Origin of the sequence: Ruegeria profundi (assembly GCF_049800715.1) — a bacterium.
Classification (GTDB): Bacteria; Pseudomonadota; Alphaproteobacteria; order Rhodobacterales; family Rhodobacteraceae; genus Ruegeria; species Ruegeria profundi_A.
This window is the reverse complement of record NZ_JBNAFO010000003.1, coordinates 144,084-155,481: the sequence shown is the minus strand read 5'-3', so window position 1 is coordinate 155,481 and position 11,398 is coordinate 144,084. Positions and strand designations below refer to the sequence as shown.

Sequence of the window (11,398 nt, the reverse complement as noted above, 5' to 3'; positions counted from 1 at the left end):
ATGAGCCTTCTGACCGTCCAAGACCTCACCGTCGAATTCCCGACCCGCCGCAAGCTGTTCACTGCGGTGGATCACGCAGACCTTTCCGTCGAGCCTGGTGAAATCCACGGTTTGGTGGGCGAATCCGGTGCAGGCAAATCCACCATCGGCGCGGCTGTCATGGGTCTGCTGGAACGTCCCGGACGGATCGCCAGCGGCCAGATCAAGCTGGGTGGCGAACAGATCAGTGGCCTTGACGCCGAGGCGATGCGTGGCCTGCGTGGCAAGAAGATCTCGATGATCTTTCAGGACCCGCTGACCTCGCTGAACCCATTGTTCACGGTGCGAGAGCAGCTGACCGAAACCATCCTGGCCCATTTGGGCTGCACTGACGCCGAGGCCAATCAACGCGCCCGCGACCTGATTGACCGGGTAGGGATTCCGGACCCGGATACGCGTCTGGACCAATATCCGCACCAATTCTCGGGCGGGATGCGCCAACGTGTGGTGATCGCCTTGGCGCTGTGTACCGAACCGGACGTTATCATCGCGGATGAGCCGACCACGGCGCTGGATGTTTCGGTTCAGGCGCAAATTCTGGACCTGATCAAGGAATTGGCGCGGGAACGGCAGGTCGGCGTCATTCTGATCACCCATGACATGGGTGTCATTGCCGATACAACCGACCGCGTGACCGTCATGTATGCTGGCAAGGTTGTCGAAACCGGGACAACGGCGCAGGTGATGGGGCAGCCGCAGCACGAATACACGCGCTCGCTGATTGCGGCGGTGCCACGGCCGACGCTCAAGCTGCACCGGTTCCCTCAGATCAGCTATGGCGGGCGTGAGACGCGCTTTGCGATCGAGGATATGGCGCGCCATTGGCCGAAAGTGGACAACGACACATCGAAGCCCGTGTTTGAAATTCGCAACCTGACCAAACGCTTCCTGCAACGGCGCGGTCTTTTGCCTTGGGATCGGACCTATTTCACCGCTGTCGATGATGTGAGCTTTGATATCCGTGCGGGCGAGGTGTTCGGCGTGGTGGGTGAATCCGGATCGGGCAAGTCCACCGTGGCGCGGATGATTGCTGGCTTGTACCCGGTCGATGGCGGCTCGATCACGTTTGATGGGCAATTGGTCAGTGATTTGGGCGACAAAGCCGTGCAGGACGCGTACCGCAAGAACATCCAGATGATCTTTCAGGATCCCTATTCCTCACTGAACCCCAGAATGCGCGTGGACGAGATCGTGGCGGAACCCATCCGTCATCACCGCCTCATGAGCGGTTCAGACGTCAAGCGTCGGGTGGATGAGCTGTTGGATCAGGTCGGGCTGGGTTCGGAAGCGGGCCTGAAATACCCTCATGAGTTCTCGGGCGGGCAGCGCCAGCGTATCTCCATCGCGCGCGCATTGGCGACGCAGCCTCGGTTCCTGATCTGCGATGAGCCGACCAGTGCGCTAGACGTCTCGATCCAAGCGCAGATCCTGAACATCCTGAAAGACCTGCAAGAGCATCTGGGCCTGACGATGCTGTTCATCAGCCACGACTTGCCGGTCGTGCGGCAGATGTGCGACCGCGTTGCCGTGATGAAGGCAGGGCAGATGGTTGAGATCCAAGAGACCGATGCCCTGTTCGCCAACCCGCAGACGGACTACGCTAAGGAACTATTGCACCTGATGCCGCGACTTGATGATCTGTCGACCGAAGGACTGGACGTTTAGGTCTTGGTTTTGGGGTCCACATAAGTCCAGCGATAGGCGGGCGGGGTCGGTCCCTTGTTGCGGCCACCTTGCTCCATCTGCTCCCATGCGTGAGTCAGGATGCCGACAGAACGGGACAAGCAAAACAACCCACGCGCCAAGGGTGGGGCAAAGCCTAACTCGGCATAGATCACGGCCGTCGCGCCATCGATATTCATGGGGACGGGTTTGCCTTTGCGATGGGCCAGCTCGGCTTCAATCGCCTGCCCGATCCGCATGAAATCACCGCTGCATGCCCCTTGACCGACGGCTTCGGCGACCAGCGCCATCAGGCGCGGGGCGCGCGGATCGGTCGGGGTGTGAAAGCGATGGCCAAAACCCGGCAGGATATTTCCGTGAGTGGTGATCCAGTCGTCCAATGCGACTGGCAGATCCTGCGGGTGCTCCGCAATAAAATGATAGAGCTGCACGGCCTGCTCTCCGGCCCCGCCATGCACATCGCCCAGCATGTTGACCGCGCTGGCCATCGCGTTGTTCAGGGGCAGTCCGCAGGTCACGGCCATTCTGGCGGCAGCGATTGAGGGTGCTTGCGGGCCATGATCAACGGCCGCAACCAAAGCTGCTTCGAACAAACGAGCTTGTGATTCAGTCGGTTTCTCGCCGCGCAGCATGAACCAGATCATTTCGACGAAACTCAGATTGCCGATCAAATCCTGGATTGGCTCTCCGCGCAGGTGTATCCGGCCAGGCTCCATGTCGATGATCGAGGTTTGCCACCAATCGGATACATCGCTCATATGATGCCCTCCTTTTTCAGGGCGTTGATCTCATCCTGCGACAGTCCGAGTTCAGACCAGATTGCGGAATTGTCTGCGCCCAATTCCGGCGGCGCGGTCCCAGGATGTCTGCGCGCGCCATCCATGACAATAGGGCTGCCAGCGAGCTGTAGGTCTTCACCGTGAATGTCCAGCTTACCGATCAAACCCCGCCCAGATAATTGCGGGTCGTCGAGCGCATCGGAGACGGTTAGAACCTGCCCGGTGGGCACTCCAATATCATTCAACTCTCGAACCCATTCCTTTGCCGGTCGCGTGGTCAGCGTGTGCTCCAATTCCGCGCGCAAGGCGTGACGGTTGGTCTTGCGATCCTCTCGTGTTGTGTAGGCTGGATCGTCCAGCAGGTCGTCCCGGCCCAGATGCTGAGCAAGCGCCTGCCATTGTTCATCGCGGTTGGCGGCAATGTTGATCGGACTGTCTGCAGTAGCAAAGGTGCCCGAGGGGGCCGAGGTTGTGTTTTCGTTCCCATGCGCGGCAGGCGTAACGCCACCGATCAGGTGGTTCGAGACGACCCAACCCATCGTAGAAATCACCGCCTCGGTCATAGCAACATCCAGAAACGCGCCACGTGGGGTCGCGTTCAGGGCGGATGAGATGGCGAATGCTGCGGTCAGGCCACCGACCGTATCCGCCAGTGGGTAGCCAACGCGGTAGGGCGCCGTATCTGGCGCGCCGGTGATCGACATGACACCGCTGACCCCTTGAACGATCTGGTCATAAGCGGGATCATCGCGGCGGGGTCCGTTCTGCCCAAAGCCACTGATCGCGCAGTAGATTAGTCGCGGGTTTTCAGCTTTCAGGGTTTCATAGCCCAGACCCAATCGATCCATAACGCCGGGCCTGAAATTCTCGACCAATACATCCGCCGAGTGAACCAGACGTTTCAGCAGCGCCTTGCCCCGGTCGGATTTCATGTCCAGCGTGACGGATTTCTTCGCGGCATTCTGCGCCAGAAAACTGATCCCCATGCCCGCCTTATTGCGCTCAGGATCGGCGCCCAACACCCGGGCAAGATCGCCCGAGCCGGGGCGTTCGACCTTGATCACCTCGGCGCCCATCAATGCGAGCTGGTAGCAGCAATAGGGGCCGGCAAGCACGTTCGTCAGATCTAGAACGCGGATGCCGGCCAGAGGGTCAGTCCCCATCCGCAATCCCCGCGGCCCGTGCCCGCGCACGGCGAGCGCGGTAGCTTGGCAGCAGAACCAGAAGGACGGCGATCACCAGCAGGCCTAGGGTCATCGGGCGTTCCCAGATGAAAGCGATACCGTCATAGAGCTGCATCGAGCGGGCAAAGTTGTCCTCCATCATTCCTCCAAGGATGAACCCGATCAGAAGCGGGGCGAGGGGGTAGTCCGCGAATTTCAATGCGGTGGCGCAGATGCCGAAACCGACGAGGAGCAGTAGCTCGGTCGCGTTGTTCTGGCCGATATAGGCGCCCATCAGGGTGAAGAACAGGATGAACGGGATCAAGAAGTTGCGCGGTACGGCCAGCACTTTGGCGATGTAGGGGATCAGCGGCAGGTTCAGGATCAGCAGCACCAGGTTGCCGATGAACATCGACATGATGACGGCCCAGAAGATCTGAGGCTCATCCACCATCAGGCGCGGGCCGGGTGTCACGTTCAGCGCGATTAGAGCGCCCAGCAGGATGGCCGTTGTGCCTGACCCCGGGATGCCCAGCGTTAGCAGGGGCACGAATGACCCGGTACAGGCCGCGTTGTTGGCGGACTCCGGTGCGGCCAGACCCTTGATCGAGCCTTTGCCGAACTCTTCCTGTTCCTGCTTAGGTGCAATATTGCGTTCGACAGCATAGCCGAGGAAGCTGGCAATTGTTGCCCCCGCACCCGGTAGGACGCCGATGAAGAAACCTTGCACGGATTGGCGACCGATCACGGGCGCGATGGCTTTTGCCTCATCTTTGGTGATGCGCAGGTCCTTGATCTCTCCGTCGTCGCCTTTCAGGTCTTTGGGCTTCAGCACTAAGAACAGCGCCTCAGGCAGGGCGAACATGGCCATGGCCAGCGTGATGAAGCCAAAGCCGGACTGCAGGTCCATGATCCCCATGGTGAAACGGGGCAGGTTGAACAAAGCGCCTTCGCCCACGGTTGCCATGATCAGGCCAAGGATCGTCATGATCATTGCTTTGGCGACCTGACCCGACCCTGCAAAGGCCGCAATGGCAGACAGTCCCACGACCATCAGCGCGAAATACTCAGCCGAGTGGAACAACAGCGCGACCGAGGACAGGGCAGGGGCGAAGACCATGAGCAGAATGGCCCCCAAGGTACCGCCTGCGAAACTGGCGATGGCCGCAATGGTCAATGCCTTACCGGCTTTGCCTTGTCGCGCCATCGGATAGCCGTCGAAGCTTGAGGCGACTGTACCCGCGACCCCCGGCGCGTTCAGCAGGATGGATGAGGTCGATCCGCCGAAAATCGCGCCATAGTAGACGCCTGCCAGCAGGATCAGGGCTGCCGACGGATCGCCCATCGAAATCGCGACCGGGATCATGATGGCGATGATCGACATCGGGCCGAGGCCCGGAAGCATGCCGATGAAGGTGCCAATCAGACAGCCGGCGATGACCATCAGCAGGTTTTGGATTGAGAATGCCGTTTGCAGGCCGATCAGAAGTCCTTCAAGCATGTCAGCCTCCGAAAATGCCCGGCAGGGGGCGCATGTAGATGCCCAGGACTTCCTGAACCAGATACCAGACCGCGCCGGTGGCGATGAACGCAACCGGCAGCATGATGTGCCATTTGCGCTCGCCCAGGATGAAGGAGCCGAGGATAAGGAAGGCAGAAGTTGAGATCAGAAAGCCGACGGGACGAAGGCACAGGGCGTAGATCACCATAAGGGCCAGCAGCATCAAAGCTTGATCAAGGTGGTAGTCGCCCAGTCGGCGGTAGTCGATATCCGCCGCTTTCGGTTCGGATTTTTCGAAGCCCAGCAGGATGATCGTGCAGGCGATGATGCCCAGAACAGATAGCACTTTAGGGAAGGTGCTTGGCCAAATGGGGTTGCGCTGCATGAAGGGGGGCAGGCTGCCATCCATCGTAAACCAGGCGGCGTAGCCATAGGCCAGACAGACCCCAAGCAAAACAAGCGCGATCCAGCGATCCAGCGCCATGACATCCCCTCCCTCGTGTTTTTTGTTGATTGTGGCAGAGCGGACGGGCCACTCTGCCGTGAGTGGTGCTTAGAGGAAGCCCAGTTTTTTCATCAGATCGCTTATCTGCTGCTCTTGCTGCTCGAGGAAGGTCGAGAAATCGTCGCCCGAGTTGTGGATGTTCACCCAGCCGTTACGGGCACGCACTTCTTCCCACTCGGGGGTGTCGTACATCTTGGCGATGGCATCCTGATAGGCGGCCAGCTTGTCTTCGGGTAGGCCGGGCGCTGCGAAGAAACCGCGCCAGTTGACGAAGGTGGTGTCGATGCCTTGTTCCTTCATGGTCTGCGCGTCGGGCGCTGCGTCCACACGCTCATCCGCAGTCACGCCGATGATCTTCACCTCGCCTGCATTGGCCAGATCAACCGCTTCCGAGAAACCGGTGGACAGCGCTGCGATCTCACCCGACAGCAAGGCTGCCATGGCTTTGCCGCCTGCATCATAAGGAATGTACTTGACGCCAAGCGCGTCCTTGCCTGCTGCTTCCATCACCATGGCCGCAACCAGATGGTCCATGCCACCCGGAACCGAGCCACCGCCGATTGCTGTTGCACCTGGGTCCGCGTCATAGGCGGCCAGCAGGTCCGCCATCGAATTGATCGGGCTGTCCTTACCGACAACAATGGCCGCGTAGTCGCCGATTGTGCCCGAGACCAGCGTCAGGTCGCGGAAGTTATGCGGGAACACACCCGTCAGTGAGCGAATCACGATGGGCGTCGAGTTCACCATCAGCGTGCCATGGTTGCTGTCGGCGTTCTCGATCAGGTAGCCAATGGCTTTACCGCCGCCGCCGCCCGACATGTTCTCGTAGGAAGCGGTGCCGACAAGACCTGCCTTGGTCAGCGCCTCTCCGGTGCCGCGTGCAGTGCCGTCCCAGCCGCCGCCTGCGCCGCCGGGGATCAGGAAGTGGATGCTGTCCACGACTTCGTGCCCGTCAGCCAGAACAGGTCCCGCAAGACCAACAGCGGCCACAGCCGCGATCAGGGCGCGACGGCCCAGTTTGAAAGTTGTCATGATGTCCTCCCATTTGACAACTGGCCGCTTGGCGGCACAGATTGTGGTCAAGAAAACACATTAACCTGACATCAACCTGTCATGCGCGAAAATACTGCGAACGCCTCATGAAATTCCTGCTGGTCGAAGACAATATGGACCTCGCGAACGCTATCGGTTCGCGGATGCGACTGGACGGCCATGTCGTTGATCATGCTGCAACTTTGGACGATGCGACCGCGTTTGTCGAGGCCGAGGAATACGACCTGATCCTGCTGGATATCATGCTGCCCGATGGGGATGGGCGCGATTTCCTCAAACGCCACCGCGCCAGTCATCTGGACACACCTGTCATCGTTTTGACCGCGCGCAGTCAGGTCTCGGATCGAATCGGATCGCTGGATCTGGGGGCGGACGACTATGTCACCAAGCCCTTCGATCACGCAGAGCTTGAGGCCCGCTGCCGCGCCGTTCTACGCCGCAAATCCGGGATCGCCAAATCGACGATCGAGATCGGCGGTATCGTCTTCGACCCGGTTGCCGGTCACCTGATTGTCGGCGGTGAGACGCTGTCGCTGCGTAACCGGGAACTGCGCCTGTTGGAGTTCTTCATCAATGCGCCCGGTCAGGTGTTCTCGAAACAAAAGCTGGCGGACAGGCTGTTTTCCTACGATGACGATGTCTCGGACAATGCTATCGAGGTGTATGTCGCCCGCCTGCGCAAACATCTCGAGCGTTCGGAGTTGAAAATTACCACGTTGCGTGGCCTGGGCTACAGGCTGGATCATGTCAGCTAGCCCCGCGGTTTCAGGATCTCTTCGTAATCGTCTGGTGCTGACCCTGATTGGCGGCGCGGCCATTCTGGCGTTGCTTTTGTTCTTTACAGTGCGCAGTTATGCCGCTCGAGTCGCGCAGCAAGGGCAGGACAATATCCTTGGTGCCTCCGTCACCTCGATCCTCGATGCCGTCGCCCTTCGGGACGGAGAGCTTGAGGTCGACATCCCCTACGCCGCCTTCTCGATGCTAAGTACGCCGTCGGATGATCGGGTGTTTTACGCCATCTTTCAGGACGGAGAACTGTTGTCCGGCTACGACGATCTTTCAGCCACGAATGGTACGCCCAACGGCGAATGGACCTTTCAATCGGGCGAGGTGCGCGGAGAGACCATTCGCCAGGTCAGCGCCAGCCGCACTTTGGTAGGGCTAGGAACCCGGACCGAAGTCGAAGTGGCCCTTGGTCAAACGCAAGACGCATTGGCCGAAACCCTCAGGCAGATTTCACGAAACGCGGCGTATCTGGGGATCGGCTTTTTTACCTTGGTCGCCGGGTTATCATTCTGGGCAACGTCAGCCACCATCGGACAGTTGAACAAGCTGACGACGTCGGTGACTCGCCGGGGCCCACAAGACCTCAGCCCATTCAGAAAACCGGTGCCGCGGGAAATGGCCCCGCTAGTGTCGTCGCTGAACTCTTTGATGGGGCGTTTGGATCAGTCGCTCAGCCAGTCCGAGGATTTCATAGCCGAGGCGGCACACCGGGTCCGGACGCCATTGGCAACGGTTCGATCCTATGCGGATACAACCTTGCAACGTGTTGAAAAAGAAGAGAATAGAGAGGCTTTGCGTTCAATGGTTCGGGCGATTGACGAAAGCTCTCGGGCGGCGGGGCAATTGCTGGATCACGCAATGATCACTTTTCGCGCCGATCATCTGGAGCGGGAAGAGATTGATCTTGTCGCCCTCGTCCGCGATCTGGTTCAGCGCCTCACACCCATTGCCGAGATGAAGGACCTTTCCCTGACATTGGTCGGAGACCCCGTTGTGATCTATTCGGGCGATCCGATCCTGATCCAGAATGCGGTACGCAACATGGTCGACAACGCGCTAAAATATGCCCCTGCCGAAAGCGTGGTCGAGATCGAGGTCTCGCAAGGGACGCAAGCGCAGATCAGCGTGCGCGATCAGGGGCCGGGCTTTCCACCAAGCGAAATTGACACGCTCACCCGGCGGTTCGAGCGCGGTAAGAATGCGGCCGGGACTATTGGCTCGGGGCTTGGTCTGACCATCGTTCAGGATGTCGCGAAGGCCCATGGCGGCGATCTGATCCTGACCAACCGAAAAGGCAAAGGCGCATGCGTTACCTTATTGCTTTGATCCTCACACTTCTGGCCTCAGTCTGCGCGGCCGAGGAGTGGGAAGACCAGCGGGTGTTCAACGCTGCCGCTGATGGTCCGCGTTTGCGCATCATCTCCAGCACCGACACCGCGCTTTTCGCGCCGTTGATAGAGGGGTTCCTGACGCAAAACCCGGACGTCTCCGTAGAGTATCTAGTGACCGGAACCGCCGATCTGAATGCGCGTGTGCGGTCAGCGCCCGAGGCGTTTGATGTTGTCATTTCCAGCGCGATGGATCTGCAGCTGAAACTTGCCAATGATGGGTTCGCAATGCCGCTGGAGAATATGCCGGGTTCGGACTGGGCGCAGTGGCATGACAGCTTGTTTGCCTTTACCCAGGAACCGGCGGCCATCGTCATCAACCGTGCGGCCTTCGCAGGGCATCCCGTTCCGCAAACCCGGCAGGAACTGATCGAGGCCTTGCGCGCGCGCCCCGAAGCCTTCCGTGGGAAGGTCGGAACCTATGATATCCGCCAATCCGGCTTGGGCTATCTGTTCGCCACGCAAGATGCCCGCGCCTCTGAGACCTTTTGGCGCCTGATGGAGGTCATGGGCGGGCTGGACTTGCGTCTTTATTGCTGCTCGGGCGACATGATTGACGATCTGACAAGCGGTTCAATCGCGGTCGCTTATAACGTGCTTGGCAGCTACGCAACGGCGCGGGTCGACGGCAAAGAGGTGCTCGAGGTCATTCTGCCCAGCGATTTTCAGACCACCATGATGCGCACGGCAATGGTGACGAAAAACACGCAACACCCTGCTGCCGCCGAGGCGTTTGTCCGCCACCTGATCGTTGCAGGGCCTGAGCTGGCACCTTTGCCCTTGCTCACGTCACTGCAGGCGCAGGAGAGCGCGGTAATTACGCTGGAACCTGCTTTGCTGACCTACCTCGACACGCTCAAACGCAGGAAATTCCTGACGGCCTGGGAAGACGCCGTCATCCAGAAATAGCGTGGTCCTCAAGCGCCTCTAGCTCAAGCTGCAGGCCCTTTTCATAGTCTGTTGATCCGTTCTCAAACCGCCACAAGCAATAGGCCGCCATTCGCCATGCATACCACGGACGCAATGCTTCGTAGCGGGCAACTGTTTCGTGCTCGCCATACGCGGTTAGGAACTGCGCGTGCTCATCTGGGTTCAGTGGCGCGCCGCGATAGAGGTGCTGCATGGCAGGCGATAGGAACAGGGCCAGATCCTCGCAGGGTTCGCCAATTGCCGGGCATTGCCAGTCGATCAGGGTCAGGTTGGAGCCATCCACCAGAATGTTTCCGGCCACAGGGTCGCCGTGGATCAGACACGTTCTTTTTGTTGGCGGCACAGGGTCCTCGGGCCGCATTGCGGTGACGCGATCTCGCAAGCTGGAGGAACACAACGCCAAAAGCTCGGCCCCGTGGCGAGCCAAATCGGGGCTGCCGTTCCGTCCCGCGGGCAGCGGTAAATCGACCGTCGAGCCATGCAATTTGCGTAGCAAAGAGGCGACCTGAGCCGTGTCACTTTCCCACGGGCGACCCGGCGCGTGATCGTACAGAACCCAGGCGTCGCCCTTATGCTGCCCTGTTGCCTGCAATCTGGGCACGAACCCTTCCTGCTCAAACGCGCGCAAGCACAGCGCTTCGAGTTGGGCGTCATTGCGGAACATGGGGTTGCGCAGTTTGGTTCGGTAAAGCTTCAATACCGTGTCGCCACTCTCCCCCAGAACCTTCCACACCATATTGGTCCGACCCCCAAACAGAGGTTCGAACTGCACGGACCCCGTGATCAGCCCGCGCGTGCGCAGCTGGTCAATCAGGTCTGATGGAGGCGCGTTAACGTGGGGCAGGAGACGTACCGCTCAGCAAGGGAATCGTGATTTGCCAAGGTTTGGACTGCCAGCCCGGTCAGATCAAGCGCCTGTTCGGATCGCCGTCACCTCATCCGAGCGGACGGTGGCCCCGCTTTGCAGGGACAGATGCACGACGCCATCGGAAATTTGCGCCTCAACCACGCGGTTGTAGCTGGCGGCCAGACGCTGAGACAACAGCTCGTCATCCTTGAAACTCTCCAACGTGGCAGAATAGGTGCCCTGGCTCAGAGGATTGCCCGAAGCGTCGGTTCCGGCCCAGAGGAATTCAGTGTCTGTGTGATTGACCGGAATGCGGTCGATCACCGTATCGGTTGAGTTGCGGATCACCATGATAGCTTCATCACTTGTTGCATCGGCCTGAGCAAACAGAGTGACCGGCTGGCCTTCGAATCGAAAGGCCGAGGCTGATCGAACATCAACGCCTACCCAATTGGACAGCTCACTCAGCTTTTGTCCGCCCATCGCCGTGTTTAGGGAAGACAGCAGGTCATTGGTCTGAACCTGCTGTTCAACCATCGAGAATTGGGCCAGCTGAGATGCGTATTCCGAGGAATCCATAGGTTCCAACGGGTCCTGGTTTCGCGCTTGTGCGGTGAGCATCAGCAAAAAGGTCTCAAAATCTGAAGTCAGCTTGGACGCTTGCGATGCGGCCGAGGTCGGGGTCTGTGTTCCAGTCTGCGCTGAACTTGTTGGAGTGATCATC

Annotated in this window: 11 protein-coding genes; 4 read left to right on the top strand and 7 right to left on the bottom strand. The window is 59.5% G+C overall.

Going from position 1 to position 11,398, the window contains the following annotated elements; genetic code table 11:
* Nucleotides 1-1,704 (top strand): ABC transporter ATP-binding protein, encoded by a 1,704-nt coding sequence (locus tag ACP15L_RS06920; protein WP_425083613.1) that lies wholly within the window; start codon nucleotides 1-3, stop codon nucleotides 1,702-1,704.
* Here the strand turns inward: ACP15L_RS06920 and ACP15L_RS06915 are convergent.
* The 5 genes from ACP15L_RS06915 to ACP15L_RS06895 all read right to left on the bottom strand — a co-directional run bounded on the left by ACP15L_RS06915 (nucleotide 1,701) and on the right by ACP15L_RS06895 (nucleotide 6,702).
* A complete protein-coding gene (locus ACP15L_RS06915) occupies nucleotides 1,701-2,480 on the bottom strand; it encodes a citryl-CoA lyase (protein WP_425083612.1) in 780 nt (259 codons plus the stop codon). The genes ACP15L_RS06920 and ACP15L_RS06915 overlap by 4 nt on opposite strands.
* Complete coding sequence (locus ACP15L_RS06910) at nucleotides 2,477-3,664, bottom strand: CaiB/BaiF CoA transferase family protein (RefSeq protein WP_425083611.1); 1,188 nt, start codon at nucleotides 3,662-3,664, stop codon at nucleotides 2,477-2,479. The genes ACP15L_RS06915 and ACP15L_RS06910 overlap by 4 nt, the downstream gene beginning before the upstream one ends.
* Nucleotides 3,654-5,165 (bottom strand): tripartite tricarboxylate transporter permease, encoded by a 1,512-nt coding sequence (locus ACP15L_RS06905; protein ID WP_170471470.1) that lies wholly within the window; start codon nucleotides 5,163-5,165, stop codon nucleotides 3,654-3,656. The genes ACP15L_RS06910 and ACP15L_RS06905 overlap by 11 nt, the downstream gene beginning before the upstream one ends.
* A 1-nt stretch (nucleotide 5,166) precedes the next feature.
* Nucleotides 5,167-5,649: a tripartite tricarboxylate transporter TctB family protein gene (locus ACP15L_RS06900; RefSeq protein ID WP_170460001.1), complete on the bottom strand. Its 483-nt coding sequence runs from the start codon at nucleotides 5,647-5,649 to the stop codon at nucleotides 5,167-5,169.
* Nucleotides 5,650-5,718: 69 nt separating this feature from the next.
* Nucleotides 5,719-6,702: a tripartite tricarboxylate transporter substrate binding protein gene (locus ACP15L_RS06895; protein WP_170375647.1), complete on the bottom strand. Its 984-nt coding sequence runs from the start codon at nucleotides 6,700-6,702 to the stop codon at nucleotides 5,719-5,721.
* A gap of 107 nt (nucleotides 6,703-6,809) precedes the next feature.
* Here ACP15L_RS06895 and ACP15L_RS06890 point away from each other — a divergent pair, with 107 nt between their 5' ends.
* Genes ACP15L_RS06890 through ACP15L_RS06880 form a run of 3 tightly spaced genes read left to right on the top strand, consistent with a single transcriptional unit; the run spans nucleotide 6,810 to nucleotide 9,806 of the window.
* Entirely contained in the window at nucleotides 6,810-7,478 is a 669-nt protein-coding gene (locus tag ACP15L_RS06890; RefSeq protein WP_170460004.1) for a response regulator transcription factor, read from the top strand.
* A complete protein-coding gene (locus ACP15L_RS06885; protein ID WP_170552269.1) occupies nucleotides 7,468-8,835 on the top strand; it encodes a sensor histidine kinase in 1,368 nt (455 codons plus the stop codon). Before ACP15L_RS06890 ends, ACP15L_RS06885 begins: the two co-directional genes overlap by 11 nt.
* Nucleotides 8,814-9,806 carry an ABC transporter substrate-binding protein gene (locus ACP15L_RS06880; protein ID WP_425083610.1) on the top strand — a complete coding sequence of 331 codons (993 nt, stop codon included), beginning with the start codon at nucleotides 8,814-8,816 and terminating at the stop codon, nucleotides 9,804-9,806. Before ACP15L_RS06885 ends, ACP15L_RS06880 begins: the two co-directional genes overlap by 22 nt.
* Here the strand turns inward: ACP15L_RS06880 and ACP15L_RS06875 are convergent.
* Nucleotides 9,793-10,599, bottom strand: coding sequence for a phosphotransferase family protein (locus tag ACP15L_RS06875; RefSeq protein ID WP_425083609.1), 807 nt, complete (start codon nucleotides 10,597-10,599; stop codon nucleotides 9,793-9,795). The two genes, ACP15L_RS06880 and ACP15L_RS06875, sit on opposite strands and share 14 nt — an antisense overlap.
* Nucleotides 10,600-10,734: 135 nt before the next feature.
* Nucleotides 10,735-11,397, bottom strand: a complete 663-nt coding sequence (locus tag ACP15L_RS06870) for a flagellar hook capping FlgD N-terminal domain-containing protein (RefSeq protein ID WP_425083608.1) — start codon at nucleotides 11,395-11,397, stop codon at nucleotides 10,735-10,737.
* Nucleotide 11,398 lies beyond the last annotated feature (1 nt).

Bases quoted from the DNA above. Each gene is read 5' to 3' on its own strand.
- ACP15L_RS06885 (WP_170552269.1), top strand. From the start codon at position 7,468: ATGTCAGCTAGCCCCGCGGTTTCAGGATCTCTTCGTAATCGTCTGGTG.
- ACP15L_RS06890 (WP_170460004.1), top strand. From the start codon at position 6,810: ATGAAATTCCTGCTGGTCGAAGACAATATGGACCTCGCGAACGCTATC.
- ACP15L_RS06870 (WP_425083608.1), bottom strand. From the start codon at position 11,397: ATGATCACTCCAACAAGTTCAGCGCAGACTGGAACACAGACCCCGACC.
- ACP15L_RS06910 (WP_425083611.1), bottom strand. From the start codon at position 3,664: ATGGGGACTGACCCTCTGGCCGGCATCCGCGTTCTAGATCTGACGAAC.
- ACP15L_RS06915 (WP_425083612.1), bottom strand. From the start codon at position 2,480: ATGAGCGATGTATCCGATTGGTGGCAAACCTCGATCATCGACATGGAG.
- ACP15L_RS06905 (WP_170471470.1), bottom strand. From the start codon at position 5,165: ATGCTTGAAGGACTTCTGATCGGCCTGCAAACGGCATTCTCAATCCAA.
- ACP15L_RS06920 (WP_425083613.1), top strand. From the start codon at position 1: ATGAGCCTTCTGACCGTCCAAGACCTCACCGTCGAATTCCCGACCCGC.
- ACP15L_RS06900 (WP_170460001.1), bottom strand. From the start codon at position 5,649: ATGGCGCTGGATCGCTGGATCGCGCTTGTTTTGCTTGGGGTCTGTCTG.
- ACP15L_RS06895 (WP_170375647.1), bottom strand. From the start codon at position 6,702: ATGACAACTTTCAAACTGGGCCGTCGCGCCCTGATCGCGGCTGTGGCC.
- ACP15L_RS06880 (WP_425083610.1), top strand. From the start codon at position 8,814: ATGCGTTACCTTATTGCTTTGATCCTCACACTTCTGGCCTCAGTCTGC.